This is a genomic window from Streptomyces barkulensis (genome assembly GCF_002843305.1).
In the GTDB taxonomy this organism is placed as follows: Bacteria; Actinomycetota; Actinomycetes; order Streptomycetales; family Streptomycetaceae; genus Streptomyces; species Streptomyces barkulensis.
This window is the reverse complement of sequence record NZ_PGSG01000090.1, coordinates 127,105-149,043: the sequence shown is the minus strand read 5'-3', so window position 1 is coordinate 149,043 and position 21,939 is coordinate 127,105. Positions and strand designations below refer to the sequence as shown.

General features: G+C 72.6%; 19 protein-coding genes and 2 tRNA genes. 8 read left to right on the top strand and 13 right to left on the bottom strand.

The annotated features are described in order from the left end of the window. Positions 1-132: 132 nt before the first annotated feature. Together hisN and CUT83_RS18440 are read left to right on the top strand one after the other, a co-directional pair. Complete coding sequence (gene hisN, locus CUT83_RS18445; protein ID WP_101256948.1) at positions 133-927, top strand: histidinol-phosphatase; 795 nt, start codon at positions 133-135, stop codon at positions 925-927. 146 nt (positions 928-1,073) lie between these two features. Then, the gene (locus CUT83_RS18440) at positions 1,074-1,496 is read left to right on the top strand and encodes a CBS domain-containing protein (protein WP_101256947.1); all 423 of its coding nucleotides are present in this window, start codon (positions 1,074-1,076) and stop codon (positions 1,494-1,496) included. Between the two features lie 117 nt (positions 1,497-1,613). Here the strand turns inward: CUT83_RS18440 and CUT83_RS18435 are convergent, their stop codons facing one another. Beyond that, positions 1,614-3,080: a catalase gene (locus tag CUT83_RS18435; RefSeq protein ID WP_101256946.1), complete on the bottom strand. Its 1,467-nt coding sequence runs from the start codon at positions 3,078-3,080 to the stop codon at positions 1,614-1,616. Positions 3,081-3,213: 133 nt separating this feature from the next. On the opposite strand from CUT83_RS18435, the gene CUT83_RS18430 reads away from it, so the two are divergent. Continuing rightward, a complete protein-coding gene (locus CUT83_RS18430) occupies positions 3,214-3,630 on the top strand; it encodes a Fur family transcriptional regulator (RefSeq protein WP_101256945.1) in 417 nt (138 codons plus the stop codon). A 103-nt stretch (positions 3,631-3,733) separates the two neighbouring features. Here the strand turns inward: CUT83_RS18430 and CUT83_RS18425 are convergent. From CUT83_RS18425 to CUT83_RS18410, 4 genes are all read right to left on the bottom strand, one after another. Continuing rightward, positions 3,734-3,807 (bottom strand) — tRNA-Met (locus CUT83_RS18425). 86 nt (positions 3,808-3,893) lie between these two features. Further along, positions 3,894-5,603 carry a tetratricopeptide repeat protein gene (locus tag CUT83_RS18420; RefSeq protein WP_101256944.1) on the bottom strand — a complete coding sequence of 570 codons (1,710 nt, stop codon included), beginning with the start codon at positions 5,601-5,603 and terminating at the stop codon, positions 3,894-3,896. A gap of 185 nt (positions 5,604-5,788) precedes the next feature. Next, positions 5,789-5,862, bottom strand: a tRNA-Met gene (locus tag CUT83_RS18415). Between the two features lie 53 nt (positions 5,863-5,915). Next, on the bottom strand, positions 5,916-8,852 hold the full coding sequence (locus CUT83_RS18410; protein ID WP_240957935.1) for a UPF0182 family membrane protein: 2,937 nt from the start codon (positions 8,850-8,852) through the stop codon (positions 5,916-5,918). Between the two features lie 128 nt (positions 8,853-8,980). On the opposite strand from CUT83_RS18410, the gene CUT83_RS18405 reads away from it, so the two are divergent. Then, entirely contained in the window at positions 8,981-9,577 is a 597-nt protein-coding gene (locus tag CUT83_RS18405; protein ID WP_420882416.1) for a PPA1309 family protein, read from the top strand. Positions 9,578-9,644: 67 nt separating this feature from the next. Here CUT83_RS18405 and CUT83_RS18400 read toward each other — a convergent pair whose 3' ends face one another. From CUT83_RS18400 to CUT83_RS18385, 4 genes are all read right to left on the bottom strand, one after another. After that, on the bottom strand, positions 9,645-10,733 hold the full coding sequence (locus CUT83_RS18400) for a YlbL family protein (RefSeq protein WP_101256942.1): 1,089 nt from the start codon (positions 10,731-10,733) through the stop codon (positions 9,645-9,647). Positions 10,734-10,758: 25 nt separating this feature from the next. Then, positions 10,759-10,989 (bottom strand): hypothetical protein, encoded by a 231-nt coding sequence (locus tag CUT83_RS18395; RefSeq protein ID WP_101256941.1) that lies wholly within the window; start codon positions 10,987-10,989, stop codon positions 10,759-10,761. Positions 10,990-11,233: 244 nt separating this feature from the next. Continuing rightward, a complete protein-coding gene (locus tag CUT83_RS18390) occupies positions 11,234-11,692 on the bottom strand; it encodes a molybdenum cofactor biosynthesis protein MoaE (RefSeq protein WP_101256940.1) in 459 nt (152 codons plus the stop codon). Positions 11,693-11,763: 71 nt separating this feature from the next. Beyond that, positions 11,764-12,873 (bottom strand): SDR family oxidoreductase, encoded by a 1,110-nt coding sequence (locus CUT83_RS18385; protein ID WP_101256939.1) that lies wholly within the window; start codon positions 12,871-12,873, stop codon positions 11,764-11,766. Between the two features lie 146 nt (positions 12,874-13,019). Here CUT83_RS18385 and CUT83_RS18380 point away from each other — a divergent pair, with 146 nt between their 5' ends. Together CUT83_RS18380 and CUT83_RS18375 are read left to right on the top strand one after the other, a co-directional pair. After that, positions 13,020-14,498, top strand: coding sequence for a zinc-dependent metalloprotease (locus CUT83_RS18380; protein WP_101256938.1), 1,479 nt, complete (start codon positions 13,020-13,022; stop codon positions 14,496-14,498). Next, complete coding sequence (locus CUT83_RS18375) at positions 14,495-15,022, top strand: NUDIX hydrolase (protein WP_101256937.1); 528 nt, start codon at positions 14,495-14,497, stop codon at positions 15,020-15,022. Before CUT83_RS18380 ends, CUT83_RS18375 begins: the two co-directional genes overlap by 4 nt. A 61-nt stretch (positions 15,023-15,083) precedes the next feature. Here CUT83_RS18375 and CUT83_RS18370 read toward each other — a convergent pair whose 3' ends face one another. The 4 genes from CUT83_RS18370 to CUT83_RS18355 form a co-directional block, all read right to left on the bottom strand. Next, positions 15,084-15,836: an AIM24 family protein gene (locus CUT83_RS18370; protein WP_101256936.1), complete on the bottom strand. Its 753-nt coding sequence runs from the start codon at positions 15,834-15,836 to the stop codon at positions 15,084-15,086. Between the two features lie 17 nt (positions 15,837-15,853). After that, a complete protein-coding gene (locus tag CUT83_RS18365) occupies positions 15,854-16,546 on the bottom strand; it encodes an AIM24 family protein (protein WP_093847829.1) in 693 nt (230 codons plus the stop codon). A gap of 11 nt (positions 16,547-16,557) precedes the next feature. Continuing rightward, positions 16,558-18,195, bottom strand: coding sequence for a TerD family protein (locus tag CUT83_RS18360; protein WP_101256935.1), 1,638 nt, complete (start codon positions 18,193-18,195; stop codon positions 16,558-16,560). A gap of 69 nt (positions 18,196-18,264) precedes the next feature. Further along, positions 18,265-18,867 (bottom strand): M48 metallopeptidase family protein, encoded by a 603-nt coding sequence (locus CUT83_RS18355; protein WP_101256934.1) that lies wholly within the window; start codon positions 18,865-18,867, stop codon positions 18,265-18,267. A 262-nt stretch (positions 18,868-19,129) separates the two neighbouring features. Between CUT83_RS18355 and CUT83_RS18350 the strand changes: the two genes are divergently transcribed. Further along, positions 19,130-20,245: a ThiF family adenylyltransferase gene (locus CUT83_RS18350; protein ID WP_194074718.1), complete on the top strand. Its 1,116-nt coding sequence runs from the start codon at positions 19,130-19,132 to the stop codon at positions 20,243-20,245. Positions 20,246-20,299: 54 nt separating this feature from the next. Continuing rightward, positions 20,300-21,703, top strand: a complete 1,404-nt coding sequence (locus CUT83_RS18345; RefSeq protein ID WP_101256933.1) for an ABC1 kinase family protein — start codon at positions 20,300-20,302, stop codon at positions 21,701-21,703. Positions 21,704-21,939: the final 236 nt, after the last annotated feature.

The following is a 21,939-nucleotide window of genomic DNA, read 5'->3' as shown; positions in this document are numbered from 1 at the left end:
GCACAGCATCGGCGCGGTGGCGGAGGGTGTCAAGACGCCTCGCACCGCCTCACCGCCGCGGGGGTACGGCCGCACACCCGGTTGGCCACTCCCCTGTGGCTGGCCGCCCGCGCCGCTGGATACTGTTCGTTCATGCCCGACTACCACGATGACCTGCGTCTCGCCCACGTGCTGGCCGACACCGCCGACGCCACGACGATGGAGCGGTTCAAGGCCCTCGACCTCAAGGTCGAGACCAAACCCGACATGACGCCGGTGAGCGAGGCCGACAAGGCGGCCGAGGAGCTGATCCGCACCTCCCTGCAGCGGGCACGGCCGCGCGACGCGGTGCTGGGCGAGGAGTTCGGCAGCGAGGGGCGCGGGCCGCGCCGCTGGGTGATCGACCCCATCGACGGCACCAAGAACTATGTGCGCGGCGTCCCGGTGTGGGCCACGCTGATCGCGCTGATGGAGCGGACCGAGGAGGGCGACCGGCCGGTGGTCGGCGTGGTGTCGGCCCCGGCCCTGAACCGGCGCTGGTGGGCGGCGCTGGGCGCCGGCGCGTACACCGGCCGCAGTCTGACGTCCGCGACCCGGCTGTCGGTCTCGCGGGTGGCCCGGGTGCAGGACGCCTCGTTCGCGTTCTCCTCGCTCGGCGGCTGGGAGGAGCGCGGCAGGCTCGGCGGCTTCCTCGACCTGACCCGGGACTGCTGGCGCACCCGTGGCTACGGCGACTTCTGGCCGTACATGATGGTCGCCGAGGGGTCGGTGGACATGTGCGCGGAGCCGGAGCTGTCGCTGTGGGACATGGCGGCGAACGCGATCGTCGTGCAGGAGGCGGGCGGCTCCTTCACCGGTCTGGACGGGCGCGAGGGTCCGCACAGTGGGAACGCGGCGGCTTCCAACGGGCTGCTCCACGAGGATCTGCTCGCCTACATCGGGGACTGAGCACGCCGCTGAATCCAGGTCAATCCGCCTCCGCACGCCCCTTGTTGCGGCTCCCGCGGCATGTGAACATGAGAATCCGCCCGCTTGTGAGCTTGTGAATCCCTTCTCCAGTGCGGGGGTTCACCAAGGAGGTGGCACCAACCGTCATGACCACCCTCGTCCGTGACGCCATGAGCACAGTGGTTCTCACCATCGGCCCCGCCCACACCCTCCGCCAGGCCGCCCGGCTGATGTCCGCCCGGCGGGTCGGCGCGGCCGTCGTCCTCGACCCGGACGCCGGCGGCGTCGGCATCCTCACCGAACGCGACATCCTCAACTCCGTGGGGGCCGGGCAGGACCCCGACCGGGAGCCCGCGCATCTGCACACCACCACCGACGTGGTCTTCGCCGCCCCCGGCTGGACCCTGGATGACGCCGCACGGGCCATGACCCTCGGCGGGTTCCGCCATCTGATCGTGCTCGACGACCGGGAGCCGGTGGGGGTGGTGTCGGTGCGCGACATCGTCCGCTGCTGGTCCTCGGCGCGCCGGGACACACCGGCCGCGCCCGCCGGCACGGTGGCCGCCTGAGGGCGGCCGGGGACACGCCTCTCGGCGCACCCCGGAACACGCCCTGCGACGCACCGGAGGGACCGGAGCCCACTGGCGTCCGGTCCCTCCGGGTTCGTACGGCGAGGAGCCGATGGGTCAGCCGCGCAGGGCCTTGACCGCGGCCTCCAGCCTCCTGCCGTAGTCCTCGTCGGCCTGGCGGAAGTTCTCGATGGCCCGCTTGACGATGTCGTCGCGCGAGACCTTCGAGATGAAGCCGGCCAGGTTGTCGATCAGGCGCCCCTTCTCCTCCTCCGTCATCAGGCGGTAGAGGTTGCCCGCCTGGACGAAGTCGTTGTCCTCGGCGTGCGAGGGCGCGGGGATGTCACCGGTGGTCCCGGCGACCGGGACCGGCTGCCACAGCGCGCGGCCGGTCTCGTTCGGACCGCCGAAGCTGTTGGGCTCGTAGTTCTTCGCCCCGCCGTGGCGGCCGTCGTACATGAAGCCGTCCCGACCGTGGCTGCGGGCCTCGGCGGCGTGCGGGCGGTTCACCGGCAGGTGGTCGGCGTTGATGCCCACCCGGTAGCGGTGCGCGTCGCCGTAGGCGAACAGCCGGCCCTGGAGCATCTTGTCCGGGGAGGGGCCGATGCCCGGCACGAAGTGGTGCGGGGAGAAGATCGACTGCTCGACCTCGGCGAAGATGTTCTGCGGGTTGCGGTTCAGCTCCAGCTTGCCGATCTCGATGACCGGGTAGTCCGCGTGCGGCCAGACCTTGGTCAGGTCGAACGGGTTGAAGCGGTAGTTCGCCGCCTCGGCCGCCGGCATGATCTGGACGCCGACGGTCCAGCTCGGGAAGTCGCCGCGCTCGATGGACTCGCGCAGGTCGCGCTGGTGGCTGTCGGGGTCCTTGCCCGCCAGGAGGTCGGCCTCGTCCTGGGTGAGGCACTTGATGCCCTGGTCGGTCTTGAAGTGGTACTTGACCCAGAAGACCTCGCCCGCCTCGTTGTTCCACTGGAAGGTGTGCGACCCGAAGCCGTCCATGTGGCGGTACGAGGCCGGGATGCCGCGGTCGCCGAAGAGCCAGGTCACCTGGTGCGTGGACTCCGGGCTCAGGCCCCAGAAGTCCCAGACGTTGTCGGCCTCCTGGGAGCCGGTGTACGGGTCGCGCTTCTGGGTGTGGATGAAGTCGGGGAACTTGATGGCGTCCTTGATGAAGAACACCGGGGTGTTGTTGCCGACGAGGTCGTAGTTGCCCTCCTCGGTGTAGAACTTCACCGCGAAGCCGCGCGGGTCGCGCACCGCGTCGGCCGCCCCCAGGTTGCCGGCGACCGTCGAGAAGCGCAGGAAGACCTCGGTCTCCTTGCCGATCTCGGAGAGGAACTTCGCCCGGGTGTACTTCGTCACGTCGGCGGTGACGGTGAAGGTGCCGTAGGCGCCCGCGCCGCGGGCGTGGACGACCCGCTCGGGGATGCGCTCGCGGTTGAAGTGGGCGAGCTTCTCCAGCAGGAGCTGGTCCTGGACCAGGACCGGGCCGCCCGAACCGGCGGTCTCGCTGTTCTGGTTGTCCGCGACGGGAGCACCGGCCTCCGTGGTCAGCGGCCCGGTGTTCTCGATCTGGGCAGTCACATGCGCCTCCTGAATCTGTCCTGTCCCCTTGGCTTGAGCCGAACGCGATCCTACATTGGACATTGTCTAAGTCAAGAAGATGGCGAAGAGCTGACACGATCCGGCCATGGACACGCACTGCTAAGGTGGAAACATGAGTGACCTGCTACAACGTCTCCGGGATCGCGGCTGGCGGCTGACCGCCCAGCGGCGGGTGGTCGCCGAGGTCCTCGATGGTGAGCATGTCCACTACACCGCCGACGAGGTGCACGCGCGCGCGACCGAGAAACTGCCGGAGATCTCCCGCGCCACCGTCTACAACACCCTCGGCGAGCTGGTCTCGATCGGCGAGGTGATCGAGGTCAGCACGGACGGCCGCGCCAAGCGGTACGACCCGAACGCTCACCACTCCCACCAGCACCTGGTGTGCTCGCGGTGCGGCGTGATCCGCGACGTCCGCCCCTCCGGCGATCCGCTCGCCCTGCTCCCCGAGAAAGAACGCTACGGGTTCACTCTCGGCGATGCGACGGTCACCTACCGGGGGCTGTGCCCCTCCTGCGCCTCCGCCTGACGCGCCCGGAACTCCCGGGGACCGCGTCTCCCCCCTCCTTGCGGATACGCCAAAACGGCCGGAGCCCGGATCCTTGATTCGGATCCGGGCTCCGGCCCATCAGTAGCGGGGACAGGATTTGAACCTGCGACCTCTGGGTTATGAGCCCAGCGAGCTACCGAGCTGCTCCACCCCGCGTCGTTGTGTTCACAACCTTAACCCACCGCGGCGATCAACGCAAACCGCGAGGGCACCCCGCGACCGCCCGCGACCGTGCCCGCCTCTCAGGCCGTCAGCTCCTCGTGGAGGGCCTCGCTCAGCCGCGCGGCACGGTCGGCGACCTCCGGCGGCCCCAGCTCGACCGCACGGGCGCACCAGTGACGCCCGGCGGCCAGTTCACCGCGCCGGGCGTTCAGCAGCGCCAGGCGCAGAGCGGCCCGGCCGTGGCCCGCCTCGGCCGCACGCGTCCACCACAGGGCGGCCTCCGGCTCACTGCCCTCACGGGCCAGCAGCAGCCCGAGGTTGAAGGCGCCGTTGCTGCTGCCCGCCTCCGCCGCGACCCGGTACCAGTGCGCGGCCCGGACCACGTCGCCGCGCGCCGCCGCGCACATGCCCAGCCGTACCTGTGCCCGCCGGTGCCCCTGCTCGGCGGCCCGCTCGTACCACTCCTCGTACTCGGCCGGCGGACCGTGCGCGTCCAGGGCGTCGGCCGTCGGGGCCTGGCGCTCCAGCAGCGCCGCCAGCCGGAAGGCGCCCTCCACGCTGCCGCCGCCGGCCGCGCGGCGCAGATGCCGCTCGGCGGTGTGGGTGTCGCCCTCGCGCAGCAGCGCGATGCCCACCTGGAGCGCCGCCTCGGTGTGGCCGGCCGCGGCCGCCTGCTCGTACCACTGCCGGGCGGCCTCCTCCTCGCCGCGGCCCGCGTGCAGGATGCCGAGGTTGAACGCGGCGTCCACGCTGCCCGCTTCGGCGGCCTTGGAGAACCACGGCTCCGCCCCCGCCGCGTCGCCGCGCTGGAGCAGCAGCACGGCCAGCGCGTTGGCGGCCTCGCGGTGCCCGGCGTAGGCGGCGCGGCGGTACCACTGCTCGGCCTGGGCGGTGCGGTCCTCGGCGGCGCACAGCAGCGCGAGGTTGAAGGCGCCGTTGATGTCGCCCGCCTCCAGCGCGGCGCGGTACCAGCGTTCCGCGGTCTGCCGCTCGCCCCGCTCGGCGTGCAGTGCGCCCAGGGCGTTGGCCGCGCTGCCGTCGCCGTCCTGGGCCGCACGGCGCCACCACTCGGCGGCGCTGTCGGTGTCGCCCGCGTCGCGCAGCAGGAAGCCCAGGGCACGCGCGGCGCGCGCCTCCCCGTCCTTGGCCGCCGTCAGATACCAGCGGGCCGCCTCCCGCAGTTCGCCGCGCTCCTCCAGGAGCGTGCCCAGCCGCAGAGCGGCACGCCGGTGGCCGCGCGCCGCGGCCTGGCGGTACCACTGCTCGGCCTCGGCGCCACCCTCCTGACGGCGCGCCAGAATCCGCGCGATGCGGTAGGACGCCTCGCGGTGACCGCGCTCGGCGGCGGCCCGGAACCACTCCTCGGCGCCGTCCTCGCCCCGGTGCTCCAGCAGGTCGGCGAGGGCGTACGCGCCGAGGGGGTGGCCGGACTCCGCGGACTGCCGCAGCCAGTACTCGGCGGCCGTCTCGTCGCCGCGCTCGCGGTGGTGGCGGCCCAGGGAGTGGGCGGCGGCCGCCGAACCCGCGACGGCCGCGACCCGCCACCAGCCGGCGGCCTCCTCGGCCTGGCCGAGCTGGTGGAGCAGGACCCCCAGGTTGTTCGCGGCGGCGCGGTCGCCGGCGGCGGTGGCGGCGCGCAGATACGGCTCGGCCCCCTCAAGGTCGCCCCGGCGCAGCAGCCGGGCACCGAGCGCGCTGATGGCGTCCGTGTCGCGGTGGTCCCGGAGGTCCGTGCGGCTCACACCGCCCCCCGTACCCTCATCCCTCGCCTTGTCCCCCATGAGGCCCATCGTCGCACCACCCGCAACCCGCGTACATCTGGTATACCGCCGCCAAGGAAGTCACTTCAGCGTTTTGTCGACTTCCCGATACAGCTACCATCCAAACGCAAAGCGCTACCACGCGCCTCTCTTCTCCCATGCCCAGGGCATGAAGAAGGACCCGGAGTCAGTGACTCCGGGTCCTTCTTCGTCAGTAGCGGGGACAGGATTTGAACCTGCGACCTCTGGGTTATGAGCCCAGCGAGCTACCGAGCTGCTCCACCCCGCGCCGTTGTGTTCACAACCTTACCACGGCGCGGAGGGAGCTCGCTCACCACCGGTTCACTCTTCCTTGCGTCCCTCGTCGTTGTCGGAGTTCTTGCCGTCGGAGTTCTCGCCGTCGGAGCCGCCGTCGCCGCCCGCCGACTCCTGTGCCTCGGCGGCCCGCTCGAGCGCGTCCTCCAGATCCTGCTGGGCCTGGCCGTAGGCGTCCCAGTCCTGGTTGCCCAGCGCCTCCTGACCCGCCTCGAACGCCTCCTGGGCGTCCTGGAGGGCCTCCTGGACCGTCGGGTCCTCAGAGCCCTCCGCGGGCGGCGGAGTGGTCTCCTCCTCGCCCGGGGGCGGCTCCTCGGTGCCCTCGACCCCGAAGACGGAGTTCAGCGCCTCGCCGAGGGTGTCCTCGAAGGCGGTCTCCTCGCCGTAGGTCACCAGCACCTTGCGCAGCAGCGGGTAGTTGGTGCCGGCGCCGCGGACGTAGACCGGCTCGACGTAGAGCAGGCCGCCCTCCAGCGGCACCGTGAGCAGGTTGCCGTACTCGACCTCCGAGTCACCGCGCCTGAGGATGTTGATCTCGTTGGCGATGTCGGTGTCGGAGTTGAACCGGCTCTGCACCTGCTGCGGGCCGGACACCGTGGTGTTGGAGGGCAGCTTCAGGATCCTGATGGTCCCGTAGTCGTCGCTGCGGGCGTCGGCGTTGACCGCCATGAAGGCGCCGAGCGTCTCACGGCCGCTGGGGTTGAAGGTCGTGGTCAGGGAGAAGGTCTGCTCCTCCTGGTCCGGCATCTTCATGCTCAGGTAGTACGGCGGGACCGCGTTGCCCTTCTGCGTCGGGTCGTCCGGCACCTGCCAGCGCTCACTGCCGCTGTAGAACTGGCTCGCGCTGGTGACGTGGTAGCGCGTCAGCAGCTCGCGCTGGACCTTGAACAGGTCCTGCGGGTAGCGGAAGTGGTCCATCAGCTCTTCGTCGATCTCGCTCTTCGGCTCGACCGTGCCGGGGAAGGCCTTCGTCCAGGTCTTCAGCACCGGGTCCCGCTCGTCCCACTCGTAGAGCTTCACCTCGCCCGAGTAGGCGTCCACGGTCGCCTTGACCGAGTTGCGGATGTAGTTGACCCGGTTCTGCTGGGCGATGACCGCCCGCTGGCCGTCGGTCAGCGCGTCGGCCGTGGTCTCGCCCAGGGTGGTGCGGGAGGAGTAGGGGTACTGGTTGGTCGTGGTGTAGGCGTCCACGATCCACTGGATGCGGTCCCCCACCACCGCCGGGTAGGGGTCGCCGTCGATGGTCAGCCAGGGGGCCACCGCCTCGACGCGCTCCTTGGGCGTGCGGTTGTACAGGACCCGCGAGCCCTCGCCGATCGCGCCCGAGTAGAGGATCTGCGGCTCGTTGAAGGTCACCGCGTACGCCGCGCGGTTGGCGATGCTGCCCAGGCTGACCCCGCTGTCGCCCTTGTAGCTGTAGGTCTTCTCCTCGCTGCCGGCGATGTAGTCCAGTTCCTTCTGCGGGCCGCCGACGATGGAGTACTGCGTGGTCTTCTCGCCGTAGTAGACCCGCGGCTCGTAGCCGTCCTCGGCGAGCTCGCCCTCCGGCGGGAGGTTCTTCTCGATGAAGGCCGGCGCCCCGGTCGAGGCCACCTCGGTGCCCTTGCCGGCCACCATGCCGAAGCCGTGGGTGTACTTGAAGTGGTCGTTGATCCAGTTGCGCTCGGTGATGCCGTTGATGTTGATCTCGCGCAGACCGACGACGGTGTCCTGCTCCGCGCCGTCCTCGGTGGAGTACCTGTCCACGTCCAGGGTGGCCGGGAACTGGTAGTAGCTGCGGACCTGCTGGAGCTGCTGGAAGCTGGGCGAGACGACGTTCGGGTCGAGCAGCCGGATGCTGGCGGTGGTGTCGGCCGCCTCCCGCAACTCCTCGTTGCTCGCCTCGCTCTCCCCCGAGTAGTTCGAGACCTTGGAGTCGTCGATGTCGTAGGCGTCACGGGTGGCGTCGATGTTCTTCTTGATGTACGGCGCCTCCTTGGCCTGCTCGTTCGGCTGGACCTGGAACTTCTGCACGATCGCCGGGTAGAGGCCGCCGATCAGGATCGCCGAGAGGACCATCAGGCCGAAGCCGATCACCGGCAGCTGCCAGGTGCGCCGCCACAGGGTGGCGAAGAAGAGCACCGCGCAGATGGCGGCGATGAAGAACAGGATCGTCTTCGCCGGGAGGTAGGCGTTGGCGTCGACGTACCGCAGTCCCGTCCAGTTGTCCGTCGCCTTGAAGTCGCCGGACTTCACCGCCAGGCCGTAGCGGTCGAGCCAGTACGCCACCGCCTTGAGCGCCACGAAGACGCCGAGCAGCACCGACAGGTGGCCGGTGGCCTGGGACGTCGCGCGGGCGCCCGGGGTGGTCAGGCGCAGCCCTCCGTAGAGGTAGTGCACCAGCGCGGCGGCCAGCAGGGAGAGCACCGCGGCCGCGAAGCCGAAGCTCAGCAGGAAGCGGTACCAGGGCAGGTCGAACGCGTAGAACGCCACGTCCTTGCCGAACTGCGGGTCGGCGGTGCCGAACGGGACGGCGTTCACCCACATCAGCCAGGTGCGCCACTGGCCGGCCGCCGACGCGCCGGCGATCAGTCCCACCAGCGCGGTGACCCCGAGGAGTACCCATTTCTTGTACGGGGCGATGCCCATCCGGTAACGGTCCAGGCTCTGCTGCTCCAGCGACATCGCGCTCAGCGGGGGCCGCAGGCGGTGGGCCAGCCAGATGTTGAAGCCGACGGCCGCGGCCATCAGCAGACCGAAGACGGCGAACATGCCGATCTTGGTCCACAGGGTGGTGGTGAAGACGGTGGTGTATCGGACCGAGCGATACCACAGCCAGTCGGTCCAGAACCCCGCGAACATGACGAAGAGCATGGCCAGCACGGCCAGCGCCCCCACCGTCATGAGCAGGGTCTTGGCGCGCCTGGAGGGCCTGCCGACACTGATCCGTGGTCCTGAGGGCCCGCCCGGGCCCCGGTCCGGCATCTGGAAAGCCAAGGTGCGCACCTCGAGAATCGCAGCGGATGGGACTGGCCCCGAATGCTAGGGCCCCACCCATGCAACTTACTGAACCTTTACCCGGTTCCCGGTCCCGGGGGGTTCAGCGGCACGATATGAGGATGAACAACCTTCCAATCGACGGCACACCCGTGGCCGCCAGCCCGCTGACCCGTGCCGTGCTCGAGATCGACGAGTACGTCGCGGGCCTGGGCTGGGACCAGCCCGCCCGACTGTTCGCCCTGGTCGACACCGACCGGCTGCGCACCGAGGAACCCGCCCTGGCCGAGCAGCTCGGACTGGAGGGTGAGGAGCGGCAGGGCGGCGAGACCCCCGCCCCGGCCCCCCTCACCCCGGTCGAGCAGGACGAGCTGCCCGCCGGGATCCCTCTGGACGAGTTCCTCGGCACCATCGCCTGGCCCGACGCGGTCTCCGGATGCGCGATGACGGTGGAGCGGCTGATGCTGCCGCCCTCGGCGGAGGCGTCCGTTCCCGAGAACCTCCAGGAGGAGGGCGCCGAGGAGCGGCTGGCCCGCTGGGTGGCCGAGCACCCCGAGCGCCAGGAGGTCCGGATGACCGTGGCGGTGCTGCGCGACGGCGCACGGGAGTCCGCGCTGCGGCTGCGCGAGAAGGACTCGCCGACCGAGGTGCTGACCGGCCCGGATCTGGTGCCCGGGCTCACCGAGGCGCTGGCCGCGACCTTCGGCGACTGACGGCCGGCCCGCGGCGGAGGCCGCGGACGGGTGCCCGCCGGGAGGGCGCCCGCGGGAGGGGAGGGGGTCAGCCCGCCGTGCACCGCGGCAGGCCGGCCGTCTCCCCCTCCCTGATGTCCTCCAGGGCGCCCAGGGCGTCGTCGATCGTGCCGACCTTCACCAGGGTCAGGCCCTCGGGGACGTCGCGGGCGGCGCCCGCGCAGTTGTCCTCGGGGGTGAGGAAGTACTCGGCGCCCTTGTCCCGGGCGGCGATGGTCTTCATCCCTATGCCGCCGATCGGGCCGACCCGCCCCTCGCCGTCGATGGTGCCCGTACCGGCCACGAACTCGCCGCCGGTGAGATCGCCGGGGGTGAGCTTGTCCATGATGCCGAGGGCGAACATCAGCCCGGCGCTGGGACCTCCGACGTCGGCCAGCTCGATGTCTATCTCGAACGGGAAGGTGTGGTCGAGTCCCGCCCGGATTCCGACGACGGCCCGCCCGTCGTCGTCGGCCTCACCGGTGGTGACGGCGACCTTCCGGAAGCCGGTGGGCTCCTCGCCCGTCTTCTCGGCCGCCCGGGCGGCCTTGGCCGGAACGACGGTGAAGACCACGTCCTCGCCGGGCTCGTGCTCGGTCACCAGCTCGGCGACGTCTCCCGGCTGCTTCACCGCCTCGCCGTCCACGGCCGTGATCACGTCCCCGGCGTGCAGCCGGTCCTCGGCCGGCCCGCCCCTGACCACGGAGGCGACGACCACCCGCTCGCCGACCGGGACCTCCAGCTCCCGCAGGGCGGCGACCTTGGCGCTCTCCAGCGACTGGGTGAACTCCTCGGCGTTCTCCTCGCGCACCTCCTCGGCCGACTTGTCGTCGGGGTAGAGGGTCTCGTGCGGGACGACGGCGCTGTCCCCGGCCAGCCAGCCGTAGACGGCCTCCACGAGGTTCATCCGGTAGTCGGCGCCGGTGACGCGGACGGTGGTCATGTTCAGATGCCCGGACGGCTCGTAGGTCTTCCTGCCCTCGATGCTCAGCACCGGTTCGCCGTCGTGCTCGCCGAGCGTGTTGACGGTGGGGCCCGGTGACATCTCGGCGTACGGCACCCTGATCAGGACCGCGGCGCAGAGCACGGCTATGAGCAGCAGGGTCGAGGTGAGCATCGTCGCGGTCCGGCGTGGCATGGCACGACAGTACGGGAACCGCGCGTCAGTCGGCTGCGGGGGCCCGGCCGTCCGGGGTCGTACGGGACATGGCGGCGGAGTCCTCCCGGCCCGTCCCGTGGCCGTGCGGACGTTCCATGGCCGCACGGAAGGCCTCGTATCCGGCGACCCCGTCGGCGTCCCCGAAACCGCTGGGTTTGCGCGAGGCCCACACGGACCACACGGCCGCCCCGACCGCGGCGACGAACGGAATCAGCAACCAGGCGAGTGCCGCCACAGTGACCTCCCGATCCTCGAGTGCGCCGGAGATACGGCCTATGAGCAGACTAGATCCCGGATGAGTCAACCGTTCCGGCAGGGGTGCCCTTCCGCAACTCCGCGCCCCGGGAAACCGCCCGCTCCTCGGCGCCGGCTCTGCGGGGACTGTTCCCGGCCGCCGACGCGGCACACCCCGCGCGGCCCCGGCACGGCCGCCCGGAAGACGCACCGGCGAGCTCCGGCCGGTTCCCTCCGGCCGGTCCCTAGGCCCCCACCCACTCCTCGGTGCCGTCCGCGAAGGTCTGGTGCTTCCAGATCGGCACCTGGTGCTTCAGGTCGTCGATCAGCCGGCGGCACGCCTCGAACGCCTCGGCGCGGTGCGCGCAGGAGACGGCGACGACCACGGCCAGATCGCCGACCGACAGGTCCCCCACCCGGTGGACCGCGGCGAGCGCCCGTACGGGGAAGGCCTCCGCGACCTCCTCCGCGACCCGGCGGAGCTCGGCGACGGCCGTGGGGTGGCAGGAGTAGCCGAGCCCGGTCACCCCCGCGCCCCCGTCGTGGTCGCGCACGGTGCCCGCGAACAGCGCGGTACCGCCCGCCGAGGCGTCGCCGACGGCCGTGAGGACCTCGTCCACGGAGAGCGGGGTGTCGCGGATCGCCAGGAGGCGGATCGGGTCGGGCGCCGCCCGCTCCCCGGGGTGGTCGTACGTCTGTGCCATGGGGTCATGGTGCCGTACGGGCGCGGACGCGCGGCGGCGGCCCGCCGACACACCGGTGCCGCCCTGCGGCGTCACACCCGGCGGCGGGCCTTGCGGGCACGCCGGACCAGGGCCGCGGTGCCCACCAGGGCGACGGTCGCGCCCGCGGCGCCGAGCGTCGTGGCGTCCTTGCGGCCCAGGCGGCGGCCCGCGACCGCGTGGCGCCCGGCCGCCTCCTCCAGCAGCGCGGCCAGCACCTCCTCGTTGGTCCACTTCGGCCGCCAGCCCGCCTCGTGCAGCCGGGAGCCGCTGACCACCCAGGGGTGCATGGTGTACGCCAGGTCACCGGCCGGGGAGGGCGTCAGCCCCAGGCGGTGGAGCCGGGAGGCGGCGCCGAGCGCGACGGCGGAGGGCAGCTCCATGCGGCGGATGCCGGACAGCTCCTCGACCTCCTCCTGCTCCAGCCAGCCGTCGCAGCCGACCGCCAGCTCGCCCTCCACCTTCTCCAGCGCCGCGTACTCCAGGGCGCCGGCCAGGTCCTCGACGTGGCAGAACTGCCAGCAGGGCCGGGAGCCGGCCACGACCAGCAGTCGCGGGGACTCGAAGTAGCGGGTCAGGGCGGTGTCGGTGCCGCCGACCAGGACGGTGGGACGCACGACCGTGACGTTCAGCCCCGGGTGCGCGCGGGGGGCGCGCCGGGCGAGGCGTTCGATCTCCAGCAGGTCGCCCACCCCGGTGGCCTCGGCGGTCGCCCGCAGCTCCGCGTCCTCGGCCAGCGGCACGTCGTTGTCGGGCAGGGCCCCGTAGACCATCGCCGAGGTGCACAGCACCACCCGGCGCACGCCCGCGGCGGCGGCCGCGGTCAGCACGGTCTGGGTGCCGCGCACGTTGTAGGCGGTACGCGCGGCGGGGTCGGTCTCCAGGTCCAGGTCGAGGGCGAGGTGGACCACGGTGTCCACCGGCTCGCCGTCACCGCGCAGCCGGTCGGCGATGGCCGGGTCCCGCACGTCCAGGACGTGCCACCGCGCGCCGTCCACCGCGCCGCGGCGCTCGTCGAGCGCGATGACCCGCCCCACCTCGGGGGAGGCGACGAGCCGCTCGGTGAGCAGCGCGCCGACCCCCGATGCGGCGCCGGTGACCGCGACGACGGACCCTGCGGATCCGTTACGCGGACCGCGAACGTTTGGCTCCTGGGAACTCACCCGGTGTCTCCCGCGGTTGTCTGTGGGTACGACCTGCGCAGGCTCCATCCTGCACGAGAGGTGTCTAGGCTGGACGTAGAGCCCGCCACATCGCACACCATCCCACCGACGTCCCACCGTCCCATCCACCAGAGCCGAGGAACCCCGTGAGTGACATCCCATTCGGATTCGGCATGCCGCCCGAGGAGCCCGAGGAGGGCGACGACGGGCGGAAGAAGGGCGACAAGGGCGGCCAGGGCGGCCCGCAGAACCCGTTCGGGTTCGGCGGCACGGGCGGCGCCGACAACCCGCTCGCGGCGATGTTCGGATCGCTGGGCGGCGGCCCCGGCGGGTTCGACCCGAGCGACCTGGGCGCCGCGTTCCAGCGGCTCGGCCAGATGCTCAGCTACGAGGGCGGGCCGGTCAACTGGGACATGGCCAAGGACATCGCCCGGCAGACCGTCGCCGCCGGCGCCCCCGACGGCACCAAGGACCCGAGCGTCGGTCCGCGGGAGCGGGAGGCCGTGGAGGAGGCCGTGCGCCTGGCCGACCTGTGGCTGGACGGCGTGACCTCGCTGCCCTCGGGTTCCGGTTCGGCCCTCGCCTGGAGCCGCGCCGAGTGGGTGGAGTCCACCCTCCCGGTGTGGAAGGACCTGGTGGACCCGGTCGCCGAGCGGGTCGGGGCGGCCATGGGCGACGTGCTCCCCGACGAGATGCAGGCCATGGCCGGCCCGCTGCTGGGGATGATGCGCTCCATGGGCGGCGCGATGTTCGGCACCCAGATCGGTCACGCGCTGGGCGTGCTGGCCGGCGAGGTGGTCGGCTCCACCGACATCGGGCTGCCGCTGGGGCCGAAGGGCCGGGCGGCGCTGCTGCCGGCCAACATCGCGGCCTTCGGCGAGGGCCTGGGCGTGCCTCTGGAGGAGGTGCGGCTCTACCTGGCGCTGCGCGAGGCGGCGCACCAGCGGCTGTTCGCCCACGTCCCGTGGCTGCGCTCGCACCTGTTCGGCGCGGTCGAGGGGTACGCGCGCGGGATCAGGGTGGACACGGCCAAGCTGGAGGACGTCGTCGGGCAGCTCGACCCCTCACGCCCGGAGGAGCTGCAGGAGGCGCTGCAGCAGGGCATGTTCCAGCCCGAGGACACCCCCGAGCAGAAGGCCGCCCTGGCCCGGCTGGAGACGGCGCTGGCACTGGTCGAGGGCTGGGTGGACGCGGTGGTCCACGCCGCGGCCGAGCCCCATCTGCCGTCCGCCTCCGCCCTGCGCGAGACGCTGCGGCGCCGCCGTGCCGGCGGCGGCCCGGCCGAGCAGACGTTCGCCACGCTGATCGGCCTGGAGCTGCGGCCCCGGCGGCTGCGCGACGCCTCCCGGCTGTGGGCCTCGCTCGCCGACGCCCGCGGGGTGGACGGCCGCGACGGGCTGTGGGCGCACCCGGACATGCTGCCGACCGCCGGGGACCTCGACGACCCGGACGGCTTCGTCCACCGCGAGCAGCTGGACTTCTCCGAGCTGGAGGGGCTGCTGGGCAAGGAGTCCGGTGCGCAAGGCGGCGCGGAGAGCGGGCGCGGCTCGGAGCCGGACTCGGACTCGGACGGCGAGAAGGACGAGCGCGGGGACGGCGGGGACGAGCGCGGCGGCGCCCGGTGAGCCTGCACGAGGACGCGGCGCGGACGCTCAAGGAGTGGTCCGCGCCGGACGACGCCCAGGAGGCACTGCGCCTGGCCTACCTCGACCATCTGGCCGCCCGCCCGGACGGCGTGTGGCGGTCCTGCGCGGACGGGCACATCACGGCGAGCGCGCTGGTGGTGGACCCGCGCCGCGGCCGTGTCCTGCTGACGCACCACCGCAAGCTGCGGATGTGGCTCCAGACGGGCGGGCACTGCGAGCCCGGTGACACCGTCCTCGCCGGAGCCGCTCTGCGGGAGGCCGCCGAGGAGTCGGGCATCGCGGGGCTCGCCCTGCTGCCGGACGGGCCCGTGCGGCTCGACCGACACCACACGCCGTGCGCCTGGCACCTGGACGTGCAGTACGCCGCCCTGGCGCCCGAGGACGCGGCCGAGGAGGTCAGCGAGGAGTCGCTGGAGCTGCGCTGGTTCGGCTGGGACGAGGTCGCGGGCGTGGCCGACGACTCCGTCGTACGGCTGGCGGAGCGCACCCGCGCACTGCTCTGACGCCGGGGCGCGCGGGCAGTCCTCTGAAGTGGGGCCGCGCGCCCCGATGTCCTCCGGCCGGTCAGTTGGTCCAGATGTTGCCCTGGTTCTGGCCGCGTGCGCCGTGCTGGCCCATGCCGTACTGCGCGCCCAGGCCGGCCGTCGCGTTCTGCGGCGGCAGCAGCTCGCTGGGCTGGACGAGGGCGAAGCCCTGGCCCATGAAGTTCAGCTCCCAGCCCTCCCCCGTGCTGCCGCGCCGGCGGAACACGCTCTGGGAGCTGGTCTGGGCCTGCATCTGCACCCGCAGCGAGCTGGACCAGGCGACCACCGCGTCGGAGTCGGCGCTGACGTACCGGTCCGGGGTGATCTGGAGCGCCAGTGGCTGGCCGGAGGTCATCAGCGCGACCTTGCCGCGCCCGGTGATGTTGAGGTTGTACGCGCCGGAGCCGGAGATCCCGAACTGGCTGTCCACGGCGATCACCTCCCAGTGCAGGGAGGAGTCCAGCGCCAGCACGTAGGCGCTGTCGACCGTCAGGCCCTCGGAGTCCACGTCCATGATGTGGATGTACTGGGCGAGGTTGGCCAGGTAGACCGTGCCCTGCCCGGAGCAGCGCATCAGTTCCAGGTTCTCGCCGGTCCGGGACCGTCTGCGGCGCTGCCCACCGCTCTGGTACTCCCCGTCGAACTCCATCAGGCCCTGATAGGCGACCATCGCGCCCTTGCGGGCGAGTACGTCGTCCTGGCCGCCGAGCAGGACCCGCAGCAGCTGCGGGTTCTGCAGGGCGTAGCGGTCCTGGCTCTGCACCTCGGTGTGGCCGAAGAGCGGACTCTGCATGGTTCTTCCTTCCCCCCTCAGCCCCGCACGCGCAGGCGGTCGGTGCTGTCCTCGCTGGGCTGTACGACGACGAATCCCCGGCCGGAGAAGGCGATCTGGTACGCCTCTCCGCTGCCCCGGCCGATCAGCGCGCCCGCCTTCATGCTCCGCTTGCCCTTCATCTTCAGCCCCGAGGACCAGGCCACCAGGGCGTCGGGGTCGACGTACGTCTCGTCCTCGCCGCGTCCGCAGTCCACGACTATCGGGGTGCCGCGGGAGGTGAGGGCGACCCAGCCGGTGCCGGATATCCCGACGTTGAACATGCCCTGTCCGGAGAACTTCGCCAGGCCCTTGACGCGCTCGACGCCCCACTGGAGGTGGGCGTCGAAGGCGAGGAGGTTGGTGCCGTTGACGGACATCGCCTCGTTGTCGAGGTTCAGGCAGACGACGTCGGCGCCGTAGTCGGCCAGGTAGAGCAGTCCGTCGCCGCTGCACTTCATCAGCGGGGCGCCCTCTCCGGTGAGCCACTGGGAGGCGGCCTGCCGGACGGCCGGCGGGTTGGCCTCGTACTGGACGAAGCCCTCGTAGGCGACCATCGAGCCGGAGCGGGCGAAGACGTCCTGGCCGCCGGCCATGGCGATCTTCACCATGTGCGAGCCGTGGTTCTCCATGCGGGCGGCGGGCGGGGTCGGGGCGTAGCCCGAGACCCCCGGGGTCACTGTCTGGTCCATGACGGGCTCCCTCAGACCTCGTAGGGCTGGACGACGATGAAGTTGCCGGGCGCGCCGCGGAACTGGAGGTTCACGGTCTCCCCGCTGTGGCCCGGGTAGGCGTTGCGGCGCAGCCGCACCTGGCTGGAGATGATCACCTGGGCACCGGCGGACCAGGCGACGACGGCCTGGCAGTCGGCGAAGGTGGTCGGGGTGACGGGCAGGACGACCGGGGTGCCCTGCGTCTTGACCACGACGGTGCCGGTGCCCTGGAACTGCATGGTGAACAGCGCGCCGCCGGGGATGCCGTGGCCGTCGATCCGGCGCACCTCGTACTGGAGGGTCTCGTCGAAGGCGAGCACGTTGTCGGCGGAGACGCAGACGGCGTCACCCTGGAGTTCGATGGGGTGGACGTGCGCGGCGTTCTCGGCGAAGAACACCTGGCCTCGGCCGGTGCAGCGCATGAGCTGCATCTCCTGGCCGGTGGCGTTGCCGACGATCCGGCCGGCGAATCCGGCGCCCTTGTAGGAGAAGTCGACCTTGCCCTGGTAGAGCACCATGCTGCCCTGGCGCGCCAGGACGCCCTGGCCGTCGTGGGAGAGATCGGCGCGGATCAGTGCCGGGTTCTGCAGGGTCCAGCGCTGCCCGGTGGGCGCCTCGCGGTACTTCTCCAGCGCGGCGCCGATACCGGCCGCCGGTCCCTGGGGTATCTGCGGGGCGCCGGGGTGGCCGGGGGCCTGCCCGAAGGGCGGCTGCGGAGCCGGCGGCTGCCCGAAGGGGTTGGGCACGGCCTGGCCCGGAGCGGTGGGGGCCGGGGGTGTCGGGGCGGACGGGGGCATGGCGGGCGGGGCCGCCTGTCCCGGGAAGCCCGGCTGGGTGGGCCCGCCTCCGTAGGAGGGTCCGGCGGGCTGCGCCGGCTGCCCGAAGGGCGGCTGGGCGGGGGCGGGCGCCGGTGCGGGAGCCGGTGCGGGCGGGGGCACCGCCTGCGGTGCTGGTGCGGGGGCGGGGGCGGGCGCCGGTGCGGGCGCCTGCTGCGGAGCCGCGGGGGCCGCCGGGGGCGCGAAGCCGGGCGCCGGTCCGGCGGGCGGCGCGAAACCGGGCGCCGCCTGCGGAGCCGGAGCGGGGGCGGGGGCGGGCTCCTCCTCCAGGACCTCACCGCCAAAGTGCTTCAGCAGCGCCTCCAGTCCTCCGTCGAACCCCTGCCCGACCGCCGCGAAGCGCCAGACGTCCTTGAGGTAGAAGTCGCCGAGCATCACGGCCCGCTCGGTGGTGAACTCCGAGCCGTCGAACGAATAGCGCGCGACCTCCTCACCGCCCGCGACGATCCGCAGATAGCCGGGATCGGTCCGGGACATCTGCCCGTCGCCGTCGATCGTGGCGGTGAAGGAGAGCTTCCGGATATTCGCGGGAATGCGGTCCAGCGTCACCCTGAAGGATTCGGTGTCGCCCGCCTGGGCTCCCAGCAGCCGGACCGACCCCTCCGGCGACTCGGGCTGGTTGAAGAAGACGAAGTAGCGGTCGTCCGACAGCCGCTCGTCGGCGTCGAGCCCGAAGCAGCTGATGTCGAAGGACAGCCCCGGCGCGGAGATCCGTACGCCCACGTACAGGTCCGTCCCGGCCGTCAGATCACTGATCTTGGCCTTGTGGCCTCGTTGGAATTCCCTGGCCATGCGTAACGACCGTCCCCCATCCGAAGCGGTGAATTGCGTTGCGCCAGGCTAACCGGTGCTCCCCGCGGCTCACTCGCCCCCGTCGCGGGGAAGATTCGGCAGCCGGCCCGCGGCGATCACGCCCTCGAGGAATCCCCGGGCCCTCTCCGTACGCGGATAGGTCTCCAACAGCCGCCAGAATTCCGGGCCGTGACCGGGGACCAGCAGATGGGCCAGCTCGTGCAGGAGGACGTAGTCCAGGACGTACTCCGGCATTCCCTGCAGACGGTGGGAGAGGCGGATGCTGCCCTCGGCGGGGGTGCACGAGCCCCAGCGGGTGTTCTGGTTGGTGACCCAGCGCACGGTGGCCGGGCGGGCGCGCCCGAGCAGGTACTGCTCGGACAGCCGCACCGCACGGGCGGCCAGCTCTCCGTCGTCGAGTGTCCTCCGGCTCTCCTGGGCGGCCAGCTTGTCGAGCATGACGCCCACCCAGCGCCGCTCCTCCTCCTTCGACATCCGGGCCGGGATGAGGACGACGGTGCGGCCGCCCTCCCGGTAGGCGGAGACCGTACGACGGCGGCGTGTGCTGCGGCGGACCTCGACCGCGTCCGGCCGCGGCGCCGTGCCGCCCGCGGCCGCGCCGTCCGGGCCGGGGCGCGGCTTCTCGACGCTGTTCAGCGGGTCTGCGGGCATGCCACGACGTTACCCGCCGACATCGGCGGAAGTCCCGCCTCCGGGTCACTCGCGGGGCCGCGCGCCTGCGTGCGAGCCGGTGGCGCGCCCCCCGAGCGCCCCCGCACACCCGGTATGACGAACGCCGCACCCTGTGGACGGCTCTCCGCGGCGGACGCGCTGAAGGACGCAGGCTGGGTCCGTCCGGCCCTCTTCCCGGCGCCGGGTGCGCCGCCGCCAGGAGGGGCTCAGCAGTGGTTCAGCAGTGGTTCGGGGAGTTGCCGTGCATCCGATGATCAAACCCGCACTCCGGCGTGCCTGGCGGGACCGGAACACCGTGCGGTACGGGGTGGCGCCCGCGCACGCGGTACTGCTGGGTCCGGTGGACACCGCGACCGGCGGTTTCCTGGATCTCTTCGACGGCACCCGCAGCCTCCCCCAGCTCAGACAGGCCGCCGAGGCGATGGGGCTCGGGGCGGACGCGGCCGACCGGCTGGTGGCGCGGCTGACGGCCGCGGGGCTGCTGGACGACGCCACCGCTCACCGGCGGGCGGCGGCCCGGGTGGACGACCGGCTCCGTCCGGACCTGGGGTCGCTCTCGGTGCTCCGGCCCGAGCCGGGCGGCGGGGTGCGCCGGCTGGCCGCCCGGGCGGCGGCCCGGGTACAGGTGCGCGGCGCGGGACGGGTCGGGGCGACGGTGGCGGCACTGCTGTCGGCGGCCGGGGTGGGGCAGGTGGACGTGGTGGACGGAGGCTGCGTGGCACCGTGGGACACCGCGCCCGGGGGCATCGCGCCCGAGCAGGCCGGCGAGCGGCGGGCCTCGGCCGCCCACCGGGCGGTACGGCGGGCGGCCGCCGGGGCCCGGCCGCCCCGCCCCGGCCGGGGGGACGGCGCCGCGGCGCTCGCCCTGGTGGTGATCGCCCCGCGCGACGGCCTGGCCGCCTACGCCCCGGATCCCGCCGCGGCCGAGGAGCTGGTCCGGATCGGGCAGCCTCATCTGTACGCCGGTGTCGTCGAGGCCACCGGCTTCGTGGGGCCGCTGGTGCTGCCGGGCACGGCGGCCTGCGCGGAGTGCCTGATGCTCGGGTGCACCGAGCGGGAACCCACCTGGCCGCTGGTGGTGGCACAGTGGAGGTCGGCACGGCGGTCGGCGGTGCCCGCCTGCGACGTGGCGCTGGCGACGGTGGTCGCGGGGGCCACCGCCTCCTGTGCGCTGAGCTTCCTGGACGGGGACGAGAACTGTGTCACGGACTCGCGGCAGCACTGGGTGCTGCCGCGGCTGCGCGCCGAGTGCGAGCCGGTGCCGCCCCGTCCGGAGTGTCCGTGCGGTGCGGCTTCCGGGCACGGCGGCCGCCCACTCTCGGCGGACGGGGCCCGGCGGTCCACAATGGCCACATGACCGCTGTCCTCGGCGCTGCCACCTGGTCGTGCTGTCGGGAAGTTGGAGGGGCACATGTCGGATCTTCCGCGTAAGGCCGTCACCCGTACCGCCAAGCTGGCCGCGCTGCCGCTGGGGATGGCGGGGCGTGCGACCTGGGGCCTGGGCAAGCGGATCGGCGGATACTCCGCGGACCTGGTCGGGCAGGAACTGCAGCAGCGGACCGCCGAGCAGCTGTTCAAGGTCCTCGGGGAGCTGAAGGGAGGTGCCATGAAGTTCGGCCAGGCACTGTCGGTCTTCGAGTCGGCGCTCCCGGAGGAGGTGGCCGGCCCCTACCGCGCGGCGCTGACCAAACTCCAGGAGGCGGCACCGCCGATGCCGGTGGCCACGGTGCACGCCGTGCTGGCCGAGCGCATGGGCGAGGACTGGCGGGAGCTGTTCGAGGAGTTCGAGGACAAGCCCTCGGCGGCGGCCTCGATCGGGCAGGTCCACCGCGGTGTCTGGCACGACGGCCGCCCGGTGGCCGTGAAGGTGCAGTACCCCGGCGCCGGCGAGGCGCTGCTGTCGGATCTGAACCAGCTGGGGCGCTTCGTCAGGCTGCTGGGCCCGCTCATCCCCGGTGTGGACATCAAGCCGCTGGTGTCGGAGATGCGCGACCGGCTCAGCGAGGAGCTGGACTACGAACTGGAGGCGCGGGCCCAGCGGGCGTACGCGGAGGAGTTCGCCGACGACCCGGACGTGCGGGTGCCGGACGTGGTGTACCAGTGCGACCAGGTGCTGGTCACCGAGTGGCTGGAGGGTGTGCCGCTGGCCGATGTGATCAGGGACGGCAGCCGTGCGGAACGGGACCGGGCCGGGCAGCTGCTGGCGCGTTTCCTCTTCTCCGGCACGGCCCGCACCGGACTGCTGCACGCCGACCCGCATCCGGGGAACTTCCGGCTGCTGACCGGCGACGCGCCCGACGGGCCGCCCGAGCAGTGGCGGCTGGGGGTGATGGACTTCGGCACGGTCGACCGGCTGCCGGAGGGACTGCCGCCGACGATCGGCGTCGCGCTGCGGATGGCGCTCGACGGCGATGCGGAGGCGGTCCACGAGCTGCTGTGCGACGAGGGGTTCATCAAGCCGTCCGTCGAGCTGGATCCGGACGCGGTGCTGGAGTACCTCCTGCCGATCATCGAGCCTGCACAGGAGGAGGAGTTCGTCTTCTCCCGGGACTGGATGCGGGAGCAGGCCGCGCGGGTCGCCGATCCGCGCTCCCCCGCCTACCAGCTGGGCAAGCAGCTCAACCTGCCGCCTTCCTACCTGCTGATCCACCGGGTGACGCTCAGCACGATCGGTGTGCTGTGCCAGCTCGGCGCACAGGTACGCATGCACGAGGAGATGGAGGCGTGGGTGCCCGGCTTCCTTCCGGAGGAGGACGAGGAGGAGTACTCCGACGATGCCGGGGAGGGTGCGGAGGTGACGGAGACCTCCGCCTGAGGGCCCCGGGCGGGGCTCGCCGCGCCCGCCCGGAAGGACGCGGGAGCCGTGGCGTCACCGCCCCGGCCCCCGTCCCGTCCGTTGTTGTCGTCTGCCGTCTGCCGCCGTCCGCCGCCCCGGCCGCCCCTCCGGCCTCCACCGGTCTCTTCTGTCCGGCCTGTCCGGTCTCGGCTCCGGCCCGTCAGGGCGGCGGGCAGGAACGGTCGCCGGCCCCGGCGGCGACCGGGGCGGCGAGC

Coding starts and splice junctions, on each gene's coding strand:
- hisN (WP_101256948.1), top strand. CDS start 133: ATGCCCGACTACCACGATGACCTGCGTCTCGCCCACGTGCTGGCCGAC.
- CUT83_RS18440 (WP_101256947.1), top strand. CDS start 1,074: ATGACCACCCTCGTCCGTGACGCCATGAGCACAGTGGTTCTCACCATC.
- CUT83_RS18430 (WP_101256945.1), top strand. CDS start 3,214: ATGAGTGACCTGCTACAACGTCTCCGGGATCGCGGCTGGCGGCTGACC.
- CUT83_RS18420 (WP_101256944.1), bottom strand. CDS start 5,603: ATGGGCCTCATGGGGGACAAGGCGAGGGATGAGGGTACGGGGGGCGGT.
- CUT83_RS18410 (WP_240957935.1), bottom strand. CDS start 8,852: ATGCCGGACCGGGGCCCGGGCGGGCCCTCAGGACCACGGATCAGTGTC.
- CUT83_RS18405 (WP_420882416.1), top strand. CDS start 8,981: ATGAGGATGAACAACCTTCCAATCGACGGCACACCCGTGGCCGCCAGC.
- CUT83_RS18400 (WP_101256942.1), bottom strand. CDS start 10,733: ATGCCACGCCGGACCGCGACGATGCTCACCTCGACCCTGCTGCTCATA.
- CUT83_RS18390 (WP_101256940.1), bottom strand. CDS start 11,692: ATGGCACAGACGTACGACCACCCCGGGGAGCGGGCGGCGCCCGACCCG.
- CUT83_RS18370 (WP_101256936.1), bottom strand. CDS start 15,836: ATGCAGAGTCCGCTCTTCGGCCACACCGAGGTGCAGAGCCAGGACCGC.
- CUT83_RS18365 (WP_093847829.1), bottom strand. CDS start 16,546: ATGGACCAGACAGTGACCCCGGGGGTCTCGGGCTACGCCCCGACCCCG.
- CUT83_RS18360 (WP_101256935.1), bottom strand. CDS start 18,195: ATGGCCAGGGAATTCCAACGAGGCCACAAGGCCAAGATCAGTGATCTG.
- CUT83_RS18355 (WP_101256934.1), bottom strand. CDS start 18,867: ATGCCCGCAGACCCGCTGAACAGCGTCGAGAAGCCGCGCCCCGGCCCG.
- CUT83_RS18345 (WP_101256933.1), top strand. CDS start 20,300: ATGTCGGATCTTCCGCGTAAGGCCGTCACCCGTACCGCCAAGCTGGCC.